Source organism: Streptomyces sp. LS1784 (assembly GCF_020103755.1).
Classification (GTDB): domain Bacteria; phylum Actinomycetota; class Actinomycetes; order Streptomycetales; family Streptomycetaceae; genus Kitasatospora.
In genome coordinates this window covers 1-14,202 of sequence record NZ_JAHSQD010000185.1, presented here as the reverse complement: position 1 = coordinate 14,202, position 14,202 = coordinate 1, and the positions used below count along the sequence as shown (strand labels likewise).

At 73.6% G+C, this 14,202-nt stretch carries 14 protein-coding genes and 1 pseudogene; 3 read left to right on the top strand and 12 right to left on the bottom strand.

Annotation, left to right across the window (positions count from 1 at the left end; translation table 11 throughout):
* Window positions 1-325, top strand: a pseudogene (locus tag KS423_RS21460) (hypothetical protein); the annotation flags it as partial.
* Window positions 326-419: 94 nt separating this feature from the next.
* Here KS423_RS21460 and KS423_RS21455 read toward each other — a convergent pair.
* From KS423_RS21455 to KS423_RS21435, 5 genes are all read right to left on the bottom strand, one after another.
* Complete coding sequence (locus tag KS423_RS21455) at window positions 420-1,427, bottom strand: lysophospholipid acyltransferase family protein (protein ID WP_224281192.1); 1,008 nt, start codon at window positions 1,425-1,427, stop codon at window positions 420-422.
* 7 nt (window positions 1,428-1,434) lie between these two features.
* Window positions 1,435-2,544 (bottom strand): NAD-dependent epimerase/dehydratase family protein, encoded by a 1,110-nt coding sequence (locus tag KS423_RS21450; protein WP_224281191.1) that lies wholly within the window; start codon window positions 2,542-2,544, stop codon window positions 1,435-1,437.
* Between the two features lie 151 nt (window positions 2,545-2,695).
* Window positions 2,696-2,794 (bottom strand): 30S ribosomal protein bS22, encoded by a 99-nt coding sequence (locus tag KS423_RS21445; protein WP_003948845.1) that lies wholly within the window; start codon window positions 2,792-2,794, stop codon window positions 2,696-2,698.
* Window positions 2,795-2,984: 190 nt separating this feature from the next.
* Window positions 2,985-3,194 carry a helix-turn-helix domain-containing protein gene (locus KS423_RS21440; protein WP_045699258.1) on the bottom strand — a complete coding sequence of 70 codons (210 nt, stop codon included), beginning with the start codon at window positions 3,192-3,194 and terminating at the stop codon, window positions 2,985-2,987.
* A 226-nt stretch (window positions 3,195-3,420) separates the two neighbouring features.
* Window positions 3,421-4,617, bottom strand: a complete 1,197-nt coding sequence (locus tag KS423_RS21435) for an acetoin utilization protein AcuC (protein WP_224281190.1) — start codon at window positions 4,615-4,617, stop codon at window positions 3,421-3,423.
* A gap of 238 nt (window positions 4,618-4,855) precedes the next feature.
* On the opposite strand from KS423_RS21435, the gene KS423_RS21430 reads away from it, so the two are divergent.
* On the top strand, window positions 4,856-5,320 hold the full coding sequence (locus KS423_RS21430; protein WP_224281189.1) for a hypothetical protein: 465 nt from the start codon (window positions 4,856-4,858) through the stop codon (window positions 5,318-5,320).
* 28 nt (window positions 5,321-5,348) lie between these two features.
* On the opposite strand, the gene KS423_RS21425 is transcribed toward KS423_RS21430, so the two are convergent.
* On the bottom strand, window positions 5,349-6,545 hold the full coding sequence (locus KS423_RS21425; RefSeq protein ID WP_224281188.1) for an MFS transporter: 1,197 nt from the start codon (window positions 6,543-6,545) through the stop codon (window positions 5,349-5,351).
* Window positions 6,546-6,682: 137 nt separating this feature from the next.
* Window positions 6,683-7,510, bottom strand: a complete 828-nt coding sequence (gene proC, locus KS423_RS21420; protein ID WP_224281187.1) for a pyrroline-5-carboxylate reductase — start codon at window positions 7,508-7,510, stop codon at window positions 6,683-6,685.
* Window positions 7,511-7,677: 167 nt separating this feature from the next.
* On the opposite strand from proC, the gene KS423_RS21415 reads away from it, so the two are divergent.
* Window positions 7,678-8,127 carry a hypothetical protein gene (locus tag KS423_RS21415; RefSeq protein ID WP_224281186.1) on the top strand — a complete coding sequence of 150 codons (450 nt, stop codon included), beginning with the start codon at window positions 7,678-7,680 and terminating at the stop codon, window positions 8,125-8,127.
* An 83-nt stretch (window positions 8,128-8,210) separates the two neighbouring features.
* On the opposite strand, the gene KS423_RS21410 is transcribed toward KS423_RS21415, so the two are convergent.
* From KS423_RS21410 to KS423_RS21390, 5 genes are all read right to left on the bottom strand, one after another.
* Window positions 8,211-8,723, bottom strand: a complete 513-nt coding sequence (locus tag KS423_RS21410; RefSeq protein ID WP_224281185.1) for an EamA/RhaT family transporter — start codon at window positions 8,721-8,723, stop codon at window positions 8,211-8,213.
* Window positions 8,724-8,806: 83 nt separating this feature from the next.
* A complete protein-coding gene (gene ilvD / locus KS423_RS21405; protein WP_224281184.1) occupies window positions 8,807-10,651 on the bottom strand; it encodes a dihydroxy-acid dehydratase in 1,845 nt (614 codons plus the stop codon).
* 135 nt (window positions 10,652-10,786) lie between these two features.
* Window positions 10,787-11,575 (bottom strand): class I SAM-dependent methyltransferase, encoded by a 789-nt coding sequence (locus tag KS423_RS21400; protein WP_224281183.1) that lies wholly within the window; start codon window positions 11,573-11,575, stop codon window positions 10,787-10,789.
* A 45-nt stretch (window positions 11,576-11,620) separates the two neighbouring features.
* Window positions 11,621-12,424, bottom strand: coding sequence for a sugar phosphate isomerase/epimerase (locus KS423_RS21395; protein ID WP_224281193.1), 804 nt, complete (start codon window positions 12,422-12,424; stop codon window positions 11,621-11,623).
* A gap of 649 nt (window positions 12,425-13,073) precedes the next feature.
* On the bottom strand, window positions 13,074-14,036 hold the full coding sequence (locus KS423_RS21390; RefSeq protein WP_224281182.1) for a Ppx/GppA phosphatase family protein: 963 nt from the start codon (window positions 14,034-14,036) through the stop codon (window positions 13,074-13,076).
* Window positions 14,037-14,202: the final 166 nt, after the last annotated feature.

Sequence of the window (14,202 nt, the reverse complement as noted above, 5' to 3'; positions counted from 1 at the left end):
CGACAGGGCCCCGGGCTCCGGCGCCGGCAACCGCCCCGGCGCCACCGAGCACGCCCCGACCGGCTCCGGCTCCGGCGCCTCCGGCAAGGGCGGCGTCCTGCCGGACACCCTGCCCAGCAGCGCCCCGGATGCCGTCAACGGCCTGGTCGGCGGCCTCACCAGCGGGCTCACCGGCACCAAGCCCTCTCCGAGCGCCGACGCGGCCCCGCCGCAGGCACCGCGGCCGACCACGCCCGGCGCCCCGAACGCGGCCCAGCCGCAGGGCGTCGAGGTGCCCCCGCTGCTCCCGGACCTGCTGCCCGGGCTGCACATCCTGGGCGGCTGACGGCAGGTCGGCGAGGGCCCGGCGGAGTGCGATATCCGCCGGGCCCTCGCCGTACCCGGCGGCCTCCCGGGAGAGCGCCGCCGGAAGAACGGCGTCAGAAGAACACCGAACGCCGCTGCACCAGCAGCTGGTAGAGGGTGTGCTGGATGGTCTCGCGCACCTCGTCGGCCAGGTCGAAGACCAGCATCGGGTCGTCCGCCGCCTCCGCCGGGTAGGTGTCGGTGGCGATCGGCTCGCCGAAGCGGATCGTCCACTTGGTCGGCAGCGGCAGCACCCCGAGCGGGCCCAGCCACGGGAAGGTCGGGGTGATCGGCACGTACGGCAGGCCCAGCAGCCGGGCCAGCGTCTTCACGTTGCCGATCATCGGGTAGGTCTCCTCCGCCCCGACGATCGAGCAGGGCACGATCGGCACCCGGGCCCGCAGCGCCGAGGCGACGAAGCCGCCGCGGCCGAACCGCTGGAGCTTGTAGCGCTCGGAGAACGGCTTGCCGATCCCCTTGAAGCCCTCCGGCCAGACCCCGACCACCTCGCCGCGCTCCAGCAGGGCCTGGGCGTCCTCGTTGCAGGCCAGCGTGTGACCGGCCTTGCGGGCCAGCTCGTTGATGCCGGGCAGCACGAAGACCAGGTCGGCGGCGAGCATCCGCAGGTGCCGCCGGGCGGGGTGGTGGTCGTGGATGACCACCTGGGTCATCAGGGCGTCCAGCGGGATCGTCCCGGAGTGGTTGGCGACGATCAGCGCGCCGCCCTCGGCCGGGATGTGCTCCACGCCCTGGACGTCGATCCGGAAGTACTTCTCGGCCAACGGGCGCAGCAGCGAGAGCAGCACCTCCTCGGTGAGCTCCCGGTCGAAGCCGAACTCGTCCACCTCGTAGTCACCGGTCATCCGGCGGCGCAGGAAGGCCAGCCCCTCGGCGGCGCGGCCCTCCCAGCCCTTGCCGAACAGCCGGGTGGCGGCCGGGCCGAGCGGTCCGGCCAGCGCCCCGCCTACGGCTCCGGCGAGCCGGTCGGCCAGTTTCGGCCCCTCGGGCGAGGTCCAGCTGGGGGCGGACTCGATCGGGATGACCTTGGCCTCGCCCGGCGCGTTCTCGGCTGCGGCACTCATCGCGGGTTCAGCTCCTCGGTCGGCGGGGGCGGTTCGGTACGGCGTCCGGCCCGGCGGGCGCGGCCCCTTCCGGGCCGAGCAGGGCGGTCAGCCGGTCGGTGGCGGCGGCCAGCCGCTCGGGCGGCAGCAGGCCCGGGCCCCCGGCGGCGGCGAAGTCGGCGAAGGCCTCCGGAGTGCTGAACGCCGGACGGTAGCCCAAGGTGTCGCGCAGCCGCGCGGTGTCCACCACCCGGCCGTGGGTGAGCAGCCGCAACTGCTCGGGCGAGACGTCCACCAACCGGGTCTGCCGGGCCAGCGCGGCCATCCAGCTGACCGCGGGCAGCAGCAGCGGCAGCATGGGCCGGCCGAGCCGGCGGGCGCACTGGGAGAGCAGCAGGACGCCCTCCCCCGCCACGTTGAAGGTCCCGGTGTTGACGGTGCCCGGCGCGGGCTCGTCGGCGGCCCGGCAGAGCACGGCGACGGCGTCGTCCTCGTGCACGAACTGCAGCCGCGGGTCGTAGCCGAGGACGGTCGGCAGCACGGGCAGCGCGAAGTACTCGCTGAGCGGCGTGTCCGCGTTCGGACCGACGATGTTGGCGAAGCGCAGCACCGTCACCGCGACGTCCGGGCGGCGCCGGGCGAAGCCGCGCACGTAGCCCTCGACCTCCGCCGCGTCCTTGGCGAAGCCGCCGCCGGGCGGGTCCTTGGGCTGCATCCGCTCGCTGAACACGGCCGGGTCGCGGGGCGCGGAGCCGTAGACGCCGGTGGTGGACTTCACCACCAGTCGGCGCACCCCGGGGGCCTTCTGGCAGGCGCCGAGCAGCTGCATGGTGCCGATCACGTTGGACTCCTTCACCGCGGAGCGGTTGGTGGAGCCCAGCCCGGTGGCGCTGACGCTGAGGTGCACCACGGTGTCCACCTGGTGCTCGGCGAGCACCCGGGAGAGCACCGGGCGGCGCAGGTCGAGCTGGTGGAAGCGGTACGGGGCGGCCGGGCCGGCCGGCTCCTCGGGCCGCAGCCCGGGTGGCTGCACGTCCACGCCGACCACCAGGTCCACGCCCGGCCGGCGGCGGACCTCGGCGACGAAGCGGGCACCGAGATGGCGTGCCACGCCGGTGACGAGCACGACCACACCCACGGTGCTGCACCCCATTCCCTCGACCCGAGCGGCCTGCGTGCACCGTACCGTGCCGCCCCACCGGGCCGGGAAACGACACCGCCCGCCCGGGCCACGACGGGCCCGGGCGGGCGGTGGAAGCGCTGGGCGCGCTAGGCGCGGCCGGGGGCGCTTACTTCTTGTTGCGACGCTGAACGCGAGTCCGCTTCAGAAGCTTGCGGTGCTTCTTCTTGGCCATACGCTTGCGACGCTTCTTGATGACAGAGCCCACGGAACAACCCTCGCTCACTGAGACTCTCGCCCGTGAGAGACGGAGTCCATACGACTGACGTGAGGGCCTAGCCTACCTTCCGGTTGCCCGGGGCTGTAAATCGCGCCCCCGGCGGCCGGAGAACTCGGGGGAAATCCCCGGCGAACGGGTGCGGGGCCCACCGGTGCGGCCCCGCACCCGCGCGCCGCCGCTACGCGCTCTCGAGCCGCACGTAGGACTCCTTGAGGTACTCGTGCACCGCCTGCTGGGGCACCCGGAAGGACCGTCCGACCCGGATGGCCGGCAGCTCTCCGCTGTGCACCAGCCGGTACACCGTCATCTTGGACACCCGCATGACCGCAGCGACCTCCGCCACGGTCAGGAAGACGACTTCCTGAAGGGGGCGCTCGACGGAACTCATGACCATCACCCGACCCTTACCCGTGTGCAAGGCACCGGCTTCCCCTCCGGTGACTCCACCGGCACACGTGTATCCCCAGAGTAGTTATGGGTGGTACCAGTGGGAAGAGGGGAAGTGCAGTCCTCGTACGGTGAGAGATAGGACTGTTGCAGTACGTAGCCGCCCGGCGGATGGCACCGCTCGGGGTACGCACGGCCCGGGCCGGGCTCGGTCGGGAGGGGCGGGTTCAGGCCAGCAGTCCGTGCTGGGGGAACACCGCTCGGCGGGTGGCGAGGATGGCCTGATCGAGTCGGTCGGCCGGATCGTAACCCGAGTCGAAGTCGCGCCAGACCGGGCGGGCGCCGTCGGTCATCCGCAGCGGGGCCGGGCGGCGGGTGCGGCGGTAGACCTCGGCGCGCCAGGACTCGGGGGTCTCGGTGGCCGGGTCGACGGGCCGGGCGGCGGCGGTGGCGACCAGGTGGGTCCAGGTGCGCGGGACGACGTCCACCACGGCGTAGCCGCCTCCGCCGGTGGCCACCCAGCGGCCGCCGGCGTGCTGGTGGGCGAGGTCGTGCAGCGCCTCGGCGATCAGCCGCTGGGCGTCCACGGTGACGGCGAGGTGGGCGAGCGGGTCCTCCAGGTGCGTGTCGGCGCCGTGCTGGGTGACCAGGACCTGCGGCCGGAAGGCGTCGAGCAGTTCGGGCACCAGGGCGTGGAAGGCGCGCAGCCAGCCGGCGTCGCCGGTGCCCGCGGGCAGCGGCAGGTTGGCGGCGGAGCCGGGGGCCTCCTCGCCGCCGGTCTCGATCGACCAGCCGGTCTGCGGGAAGAGCGTGGCGGGGTGCTCGTGCAGCGAGACGGTGAGCACCCGGGGGTCGTTCCAGAAGGCCGCCTGGACGCCGTCGCCGTGGTGGACGTCCACGTCGACGTAGGCGACCCGCTCGGCCCCGAGTTCGAGCAGCCGGGCGATGGCCAGCGCCGGGTCGTTGTAGACGCAGAAGCCGGAGGCCTTGCCGGGCATCGCGTGGTGCAGCCCGCCGGCGAAGTTGACGGCGTGCGGGGTCTCGCCACGCCAGACCGCCTCGGCGGCGGCCACGGACTGGCCGGCGATCAGCGCGGAGGCCGAGTGGATCGCCGGGAAGGACCAGTTGTCGTCGGTGCCGAGTCCGTGCAGGGGGTCGGAGCGCTCGGGGTGGGCGGCGGCATCGCGGACCGCCTCGATGTACTCCCGGGTGTGCACCAGCCGGAGGGTGGACTCTCCGGCGGGCGGCGCGGAACGGACGGTCACCCCGGGCCCGGCACTCAGTCCGAGTGCCTCGACCAGGCGCATGGTGAGGGCCAGCCGGGTCGGGTCCATCGGGTGGCCGGGGCCGAAGTCGTAGGCGGTGACGGCCTCGTCCCAGAAGAGGTGCAGGCCGCAGGGGGTGTCACGCTCGGCTTCGGGCATGGCCTCCACCGTAGCGGGTGGCGGTGGCCGGGCGGCCGCCAGGGCGCGCCGGGGCAGTGCTCGTGGGGGTGGCCGGACGGCAGGTGCGCGATGAAACCACGGAAGTTGTGGGGCAGCTGTGGAGGCACGTGTCGAGGCGGTGCAGACAAAAGCTTTGCGACTCCATATCCTCTCCGCCATGAAGCCATTCAGCGTGCAACGCCTTGGGGTAATTCTCGCTGCAATACTGGGATTTGGCGTGTTCCTCGCCGCCCAGCCGGCCTCCGCCGCGGTCAGCGGCACCACCTTCGCGGTCGACAAGTCGACGGCGAAGGCGGGAGACCAGCTGACCCTGACGCTGTCCCTCACCAACACCGAGAACAGCGCCATCTACTTCGCCTACGAGTCCGTCCAGCCGACCTGGCCGGCCAACACGCAGGCCGGAGCGTTCACCGTCGTCAGCTGCACCGGTGACACCTCCGACTGTGCGATCAACGGGAACAGCGCCAACTTCCACTTCAACGCGCCGATCGCGCCCGGGGCGACGAAGAGCGTCACGCTCACCGTCAAGATCACCGACACCCCGTCGTGGGGCACCGCACCGTACACACTGAACTGGGCGCCGTACGTCTACTACGAGTTCGGCCAGGTGGGCGGCACCACCACGGCCAAGGACCAGGGCTGGACCTTCGGGCTGCCCGAGCTCCAGACCGTGATCAGCTGACCCCACGCCCCGTCGACCGCCCCCGCCGTCACCCGACGGCGGGGGCCAGGGCCGGTGCCGGGGCGAAGCGGTCGGCCAGCGGCAGGACGGCGAGCACCAGCAGCATCGGGGCGAGCAGCGCCCAGCGGTACGAGCTCGCGTCCGCGATCGCCCCGACCAGCGGCGAACCCAGCAGGAAACCCACGTAGTTGAAGAGGTTGAGCCGGGCCACAGCGGCGTCCGAGTCGGCCGGGAAGAGCCGGCCGCCGGCCGCGAACACCTGCGGGATGATCGCGCAGATGCCGAAGCCCAGCACGGTGAAACCGGCGATGCCCGCCCAGGCGGCGGGCGCGAGGGCGGCCACCGCGAAGCCGAGCGCGGCCAGCGCGGCACCGGCGCGGACCACCGGGACGGCACCGAAGCGCTGCACCGCGCGGTCGCCCAGGGCGCGGCCGAGCAGCATCGCGACCATGTAGCCCAGGTAGGAGAGCTTGGCGATGTCCTCCGGGCTGCCCAGCCCGTCGGTGAGGTACTTGACGCTGTAGTTGGAGACCGAGGCGTCCGCGATGTACGCGAAGGCCATCGCCAGGCAGAGCGGCAGCAGCGGACGCCAGGGGACGGACCGGGCGGCGGCCTCGGCGGCCTCCCGGACGGCGTCGCCGAGTTCGGCCGGGCCCGAGAACCGGATGCCGGTCAGCACCGCGAGGGGGGCGACCACCGCGGCGGCCGTGCCGAACAGCACCGGCAGTCCGAGGGCGTAGTGCGAGCCGAGGCCCGCCAGGGCCGCGCCGAGGATGCCGCCGAGGCTGAACGCGGCATGGAATCCGATCATGATCGAACGGCCGTAGCGGTGCTGGAGCCCCACCCCGAGCATGTTCATACTGGCGTCCAACGCGCCCACCAGCAGCCCGAACGCGCCGAGCGCCAGGGCGAGTTGCCACAGCGTGCCGCCCAGCCCGACGGCCGCCAGGCTGAGGCAGACGGCGGGCTGGACCACCCGCAGGACGGTCCGCGCGCCGGTGCGCTTCACCAACTGCTCGGAGAGGATCGAACCGACCCCGGCCAGGACCGGCACCGCGGCCAGGAAGACCGGCAGCAGCCCGTCGCTCAGCCCGTACCGGCGCTGGATCTCCGGGATGCAGGTGACCAGCAGGGCGAAGACGGTGCCCTGGAGCAGGAAGCTGACGGCGAGCGCGGCCCGCCCGGCGCGCAGGCCGGGCGGGATCGTGGGGGGTGCGGCACTCAAGCGGACCTCCAGGCGACCTCGCTACCGACCGGTAGGACGATGTTGGCGAGAGCGTAGGGGGTGCGCCGCGATTGCGGGAGGGGTCGCGCAGGGACTTCCGCCGCGGGCTTCCGCGGACCGTTTCCCGCTGCCTCCCGCTACTTCCCGCCCGAGGCCAGCTCCCGGGAGCGGTCCCGGGCCGCCTCCAGGGCGCCGAGCAGGGCGGCCCGCACCCCGTGGTTCTCCAGCTCGCGGATCGCCGCGATGGTGGTGCCGGCCGGGGAGGTGACCGCCTCGCGCAGCTTCACCGGGTGCTCGCCGGAGTCGCGCAGCATCACCGAGGCGCCGATCGCGGACTGCACGATCAGGTCGTGCGCCACCTGCCGGGGCAGCCCGAGCAGGATGCCGGCGTCGGTCATCGCCTCGACCAGGAAGTAGAAGTAGGCCGGACCGGAGCCCGACAGCGCGGTGGCCGCGTCCTGCTGGGACTCGGGCAGCCGCAGCGCCTTGCCGACCGAGCTGAAGATCTCCTCGGCGCGCACCAGGTGCTCCTCGCCCGCGTGCGAGCCGGCCGAGATGACGCTCATCCCCTCGTCCACCAGGACCGGGGTGTTGGGCATCACCCGGACCACCGGGGTGCCCGGCGCCAACCGCTCCTCGAACCAGGCGGTGGGGACGCCGGCCGCGGCCGAGATCACCAGCCGGTCCGGACCGACGTGCGGGGCCAGCTCCTCCAGCAGGGCGCCCATGTCCTGCGGCTTGACCGCGAGGATCAGGGTGTCGGCGAGCTTGGCGGCCTCGATGTTGGAGACGGCCACCACGCCGTAGCGGGCCGCGAGTTCGACCGCGCGCTCGGGGCGGCGGGCGGTCACCAGGACGTCGGCCGGGTTCTTGCCGGCCCGCAGCAGACCGGAGAGCAGGGCCTCGCCGATCTTGCCGGTGCCCAGGAAGGCGATCTTCTGTCCGTGTGCTGCGCTGCTGCCCATGGTCCACTCCTTGCCTCGGTGCTGCGGCCATCCTCGCACCGCCCGGTGGCACCCGCGGGGACCGTCCGCTCCGTGGTCGCGACGGACCCGAACGACCCTGCCCCTAGGGAGAAATCTCGGGGGTTTCCCCTATGGCCTCCCGGCTCCGGCGGGCGCACCGTGGAGCCATGGCACACGACGAAATGTCCCGACGTGAGAACCGGCAACTCGCCGTCGCCTCGGCGACCGTGGGTCCGTGGCGGACCGCCGCGGGGGTCGGTGCGGTGGTGGGGGCGACGGCCCTGGGGATCGAGGCGATCTCCGGGAACTGGTCGCTGAGCATGCTGGCCTCACCGGCCGGCTGGGGCCTGTTCTTCTTCTTCCTGGTCGCCACCGTCGGCGGCCGACTGCGGCACGACACCGCCGACCGGCGGCTGCGCCGCTGGGCGAACGAGCACCCGTGGCAGTCGGCGCTCCCGGCGGCCGGCGGCCTGCTGGCGCTGAACACGCTGGCCCAGCTGTTCCTCGGCGACGCGGACCTGTTCGACGCCTTCTTCATCTCGCTGCTGCCGGCCGGCCTGCTGCTGGCGATCGCCGGGGTGGTCGGGTCGGTCAAGCAGGCCCGCGGCAAGGACTGAGCGGCCGGAGGACCAGGCAGCGGCGCGGGTCCGGACGAAGCGGGGTGAACACCGGGTGCGGCACCGTCGGCCGCAGCTGACGGTCAGCGCTTGCGCTTGGCGCCGGGCCCGCCACTGCGCCCCGCCCGGCGCTTCCCGTGCTGCTCGACGGCCCGCTGGTAGGCGGCCCGCTTGACGCCCTCGCCGGGGGCCTCGACCAGGCTGCGGACGAAGTAGGCGGCCAGGGAGCCGGCCCCGCCGATCAGCCAGACCGCGCCGAGCGACGTGTCCTCGGCCATCCAGCCGGTCAACCGGTCCTTGCCCTCGGTGAGCACCTTCCAGGTGCGCCGCACGGCCATCATCGAGCAGACCACGATGGCGGCGGTCAGCAGCCCGTTCACGAAGCCGCCGCTGTCGGAGAGCGCGACGCCCTCGACGCCGAAGCGCAGCACCAGCACGGCGGCGGCGGTCGCGGCCAGGGCACCGGCCGAGACGCCGACCCGGCGCAGCCAGTAGCCGTTGTCCCGGTTGAGCCAGGTGGTGCCGAAGAAGCGGATCGGCTCCGGCTCGGGGGTGCCGGCGGAGGCGGGGGCGGAGATGGGGGGCTGCTCGCTCACGCCGTCGATTATCACCCGACCGCCACATGCGACGGAGGAGCCGTCCCGGCCTGCGGGACGGCTCCTCCTCGTTCCGTACGGGCTCAGCCGAGCTTGCTCACGTCCCGGACGGCGCCCTTGTCCGCCGAGGTGGCCATCGCCGCGTAGGCCCGCAGGGCCTGGCTGACCAGCCGGTCGCGGTTCTTCGGCCGGTAGCCGCCCGCGGCCTCCAGGGTGCGGCGGCGCTCGGCCAGGACCTCGTCCGGGACCTCCAGGGAGATCCGGCGGCCGGGGATGTCGATGGCGATGGTGTCGCCGTCCTCGACCAGCGCGATGGTGCCGCCGGAGGCCGCCTCCGGGGAGGCGTGGCCGATGGACAGGCCCGAGGTGCCACCGGAGAAGCGGCCGTCGGTGACCAGCGCGCAGGCCTTGCCCAGGCCCCGGCCCTTGAGGAAGGAGGTCGGGTAGAGCATCTCCTGCATGCCCGGGCCGCCCTTGGGGCCCTCGTAGCGGATGACGACGACGTCGCCCTCCTTGACCCGCTTGGCGAGGATCGCCTCGACCGCGTCCTCCTGGGACTCGACCACGACGGCCGGGCCGCTGAAGGTCCAGATCGACTCGTCCACGCCGGCGGTCTTCACGATGCAGCCGTCCTCGGCGAGGTTGCCGTACAGCACGGCCAGGCCGCCCTCGACCGAGTAGGCGTGCTCGGCGCTGCGGATGCAGCCCCTGGCGGCGTCGGTGTCCAGCGACTCCCAGCGCTCGGACTGCGAGAAGGCCTCGGCGGAGCGGACGCAGCCGGGGGCGGCGTGCCACAGCTCGACGGCCTCGTCGGACGGGGAGCCGCCGCGCACGTCCCAGGTCTTGAGCCACTCGGCGAGCGAGTCGGCGTGCACGGTGTGGACGTCCTCGTTGAGCAGCCCGGCCCGGTACAGCTCGCCCAGGATGGCCGGGATGCCGCCGGCCCGGTGCACGTCCTCCATGTAGTACGAGCCGTTCGGCGCGACCTTGGACAGGCAGGGCACCTTGCGGGAGATCGCGTCGATGGCCCGCATGTCGAAGTCCAGCTCGGCCTCCTGGGCGGCGGCGAGCAGGTGCAGGATGGTGTTGGTCGAGCCGCCCATGGCGATGTCCAGGGCCATGGCGTTCTCGAAGGCGGCGCGGGTGGCGATCGCCCGGGGCAGCACCGAGGCGTCGTCGCCGCCGTAGTAGCGGTTGGCGATCCCGACGACGGTCTGCCCGGCCTTCTCGTACAGCGCCCGGCGGGCGGTGTGGGTGGCGAGCACCGAGCCGTTGCCGGGCAGCGAGAGGCCGATCGCCTCGGTCAGGCAGTTCATCGAGTTGGCGGTGAACATGCCGGAGCACGAGCCGCAGGTGGGGCAGGCGTTCTCCTCGATGATCGCGATGTCCTCGTCGGAGACGTTCTCGTTGACCGCCTGGGAGATCGCGTCGACCAGGTCGAGCTTGCGCACGGTGCCGTCGACCAGGGTGGCCTTGCCGGCCTCCATCGGGCCGCCGGAGACGAACACGGTCGGGATGTCGAGGCGCAGCGCGGCCATCAGCATGCCCGGGGTGATCTTGTCGCAGTTGGAGATGCAGATCAGGGCGTCGGCGCAGTGCGCGTTGACCATGTACTCGACCGAGTCGGCGATCAGGTCGCGCGAGGGCAGCGAGTACAGCATGCCGCCGTGGCCCATCGCGATGCCGTCGTCCACGGCGATGGTGTTGAACTCGCGCGGGATGCCGCCCGCCCGCTTGATCGCCTCGGAGACGATCCGGCCGACCGGCTGGAGGTGGGTGTGGCCGGGGACGAACTCGGTGAAGGAGTTGGCGACCGCGATGATCGGCTTGCCGAAGTCCTCGCGGGCTACGCCGGCCGCCCGGAGAAGCGCCCGGGCGCCTGCCATGTTGCGACCGTGGGTGACCGTACGGGACCTCAGCTCGGGCACTGTGCTCCACTCCTTCGGGGCTCGCCGGCTCCCCGCTGCCGGGAGGGTTCGGGGGCCGCTGTGGGTACCGAGCCTACGCCCGCCGCCCGGCCGGCAGACGGTCCGTCCGCGATGCGGGCAGGCGGCGGGCGGCCCTCAGCCCCGCTTGACGGCCACGGTGAGGTCCACGACGTACGGCTCGACCACCTGCCCGTCCGGGAACTCGGCCAGCAGTGCCGCGCGCTCGGTGGCGAGCAGCGGTTCGCGCTGCTCGGGGGCGAGCGAGGCGAAGTAGGAGCGCGAGGTGAGGTTGTCGACGACCTGGTCGACGGGCACCTGCCGCTGCCAGCGCAGCTTGGTGCGGGAGACCTCCAGCCCGGCGTCGGCGGCGGGGGCGGTCAGCCCGGCGACCCCCTGGTAGCCGTGGTAGCGGCCGGACAGCGCGGCCGACAGCCGCTCGCCGCGGGCGCGCACCCACGGGACGGTCTCGTCGAAGACGTTCCACCAGGCCGCGACGGCGCCACCGGGCCGCAGCACCCGGACAATCTCGGGGACGGACCTCTCGGGGTGCGTCCAGTGGAAGGCCTGGGCGTAGGTGACCAGGTCGGCGGAGCCGTCGTGGAAGGGCAGGTCGTCGCCGCCGCCGCGGACCAGCGGGAGGTGCGGTGAGACGGACTGGAACTGCGCGGCCATCCCGGCGGAGGGCTCGACGGCGACGACGTCCGCGCCGCGGGCCGCCAGCAGGCGGGTGGCGATGCCGGTGCCGGCGCCGACGTCCAGCACCCTGGCGCCCTTGAGCTCACGGCCCCAGAGCCGCTCCAGCTCGTCGAACAGCTCCTCCGGGTAGCCGGGGCGGCCGCGGTCGTACGCGGCGGCCACCGCGCCGAAACTCCCCGCCAGCTCGCGGAAGTCCCCCAGCTCGCCGGGCTCCTGATCCTTCGTCACTCTTCCCCCTCGGTAGGGCGGTTCGCACCGCTCGGGCCGGACGGCTCAGCGTACGTGCGAGGGGGTGGCCAGGTGCAAGCGGGTGAAGGCGAGCGCCTCGGCCAGATCGGCCTCGCGTTCGGCGGGGGAGGCCGCGCGCCGGGTGTTGACCTCCAGCACCACGTGGCCGTCGAAGCCGGTGCGGGCCAGGTGCTCCAGCAGCTCGGCGCAGGGCTGCTTGCCGCGGCCGGGGATCAGGTGTTCGTCCTTTCCGGAGCCGCTGCCGTCGGCCAGGTGGACGTGGGCGAGCCGGTCGCCCATCCGCTCGACCATGGCGAAGGTGTCGATCCGGGAGGTGGCGGCGTGCGAGAGGTCGATGGTGAAGTGCCGGTACTCCTCGTCGGTGACGTCCCAGCCGGGCGCGTACGCGAGCATCTCGCGGTCGCGGTAGCGCCACGGGTACATGTTCTCGACGGCGAAGCGGACGTCGGTCTCGCCCGCCATCCGGTTGATGCCCTCGACGAACTCCCGGGCGTACTGGCGCTGCCAGCGGAACGGCGGGTGGACGACCACGGCGCTCGCGCCGAGCTTCTCGGCCGCCGCCCGGGCCCGGACCAGCTTGGTCCACGGGTCGGTGGTCCACACCCGCTGGGTGATCAGCAGGCAGGGCGCGTGCACGGCCAGGATGGGCAGTTGGTGGGCGTCGGAGAGCCGGCGCAGGGCGTCGATGTCCTGGCTGACCGGGTCGTTCCAGACCATCACCTCGACCCCGTCGTAGCCGAGCTTGGCGGCCAGCTCGAAGGCGACGGCGGTGCTCGCCGGGTACACCGAGGCGGTGGACAGCACCACCTTGGTGTCGGGGATGTGCAGGGCCGGGTGCCGGGGCAGCACCAGCCGGTCGGTGGTGCGCAGCAGCGGCGGACGGGCGGCGTCGCGCTTGGCGGCCTTGACCGAGCGGACGGACTGGACGGCGGCCTTGGCGGCGCCGGCGGCCCGGGCGGTGCGGGTCTCCTTCGGGGCGGGCTTCTTCGCGGTGGCCTGCTTCGGGGCGGGCTTCCCGGCGGTGGCCTGCTTCGTGGTGGCCGGTTTCGCCGCGGTCGTCCTCGCGGCGGCTGTCTTCGTGGCGGCCGTCCTCGCCGCTGCCGTCTTGGCCGCTGCCGTCTTCGCTGCGGCCGTCTTCGCGGTGCGCTGGGCGGCCTTGACCGCCTTCGCGGCCTGCTTCGCGGCCTGGGCGGCGGTGGCGCCCGTGACCGCCTTGCCGAGCCGGCGGCGCGGGCCGTCCGACCGCGACTGCCCGTTCCCGGGAGTGCGGCCCTCCTGCGTTCGGTCCTCGCCCGCTGGTTGCACCACGGGAGACAGCGTAAGCGGAGCACGCTGCGAACGGGGCGGGCCGACAGGCGCAGTGACCATCGGCACGTTGTGTCGGGGACGGTCGATCGGTGGTCGATCGGTGGTCGATCGGTGGTCGATCGGTCACCGATCGGTGGCGAACCGGGGCGGGCGTCCCGGGCGCGCCGGGTTACGGGGTGAGCGCCGGACGGCGGCGGTCGGCGGGGCTGTCCATGGCGTCCAGACGGCGCAGGATGATGCCCTCGCGCAGCGCCCACGGGCAGACGTCCAGCTCGTCCAGGCCGAACAGGTCCATCGCGGCGTCGGCGACCAGCGCACCGGCCAGCACCTGCTTGGCCCGGCCCTCGGAGACACCGGGGATCCGCGCGCGCTCGGCGACGGTCATCGCGGACAGCCGGGGCAGCCAGGCGGCCAGCCCGCTGCGGGTGAGCCGGCGGTCGGTGTACGGGCCGGCGTCGGCGGGGGCGGCGCCGGTCATCCGGGCCAGCTGCTTGAAGGTCTTGGAGGTGGCGACCGCGTGCCGCGGCGGGCCGAGCCGGGTGATCTCGCCGACCACGGTGGCGAGCTCGGCCCGGATGTGGCGTCTCAGCCCGCGCAGCCCCTCCGGGTCGGCGACGTCCCCCGGCAGCCAGCGGGCGGTCAGCCGACCGGCACCCAGCGGCAGCGAACAGGCGACGTCCGGCTGCTCGTCCAGGCCGCAGGCGATCTCCAGCGAGCCGCCGCCGATGTCCAGGTTGAGCAGCCGGCCCGAGGACCAGCCGAACCAGCGGCGGACGGCCAGGAAGGTGAGCCGGGCCTCGTCCTGCCCGGAGAGCACGCGCAGCTCGACGCCGGTCTCGGCGGTCACCCGGCGCAGCACCTCCTCGCCGTTGGTGGCCTCGCGCACGGCGGAGGTGGCGAACGGGAGGATGTCGACGACGCCCTTGTCCTCGGCGACCCGCAGCGAGGAGGAGACGTGGCCGACCAGCCGCTCGATGCCGGCCTCGCTTATCGCGCCGTCCGCGTCCAGCAGCTCGGCGAGGCGCAGCTCGGCCTTGTGCGAGTACGCGGGCAGCGGGGCAGCGCCCGGATGGGCGTCCACCACGAGGAAGTGGACCGTGTTGGAACCTACGTCGAGCACACCGAGTCGCATAACTCTCCACGCTACGCGATCCGGGTCCTGGTGAGATCGGGTGCGGCGGTATTCGCGCTGGTCCGGGACCGGTCGGCGGCGGGCCGGCGATCCGGCGGATCCGGTCGTCCGCGCGCGTGCCGCCCGGGCGGTCAGTGGCCGCGCGGGCGCCCGGTGGGGCGGTCGG

Coding starts and splice junctions, on each gene's coding strand:
- KS423_RS21390 (WP_224281182.1), bottom strand. CDS start 14,036: ATGCGACTCGGTGTGCTCGACGTAGGTTCCAACACGGTCCACTTCCTC.
- KS423_RS21415 (WP_224281186.1), top strand. CDS start 7,678: ATGGCACACGACGAAATGTCCCGACGTGAGAACCGGCAACTCGCCGTC.
- proC (WP_224281187.1), bottom strand. CDS start 7,510: ATGGGCAGCAGCGCAGCACACGGACAGAAGATCGCCTTCCTGGGCACC.
- KS423_RS21455 (WP_224281192.1), bottom strand. CDS start 1,427: ATGAGTGCCGCAGCCGAGAACGCGCCGGGCGAGGCCAAGGTCATCCCG.
- KS423_RS21440 (WP_045699258.1), bottom strand. CDS start 3,194: ATGAGTTCCGTCGAGCGCCCCCTTCAGGAAGTCGTCTTCCTGACCGTG.
- KS423_RS21435 (WP_224281190.1), bottom strand. CDS start 4,617: ATGCCCGAAGCCGAGCGTGACACCCCCTGCGGCCTGCACCTCTTCTGG.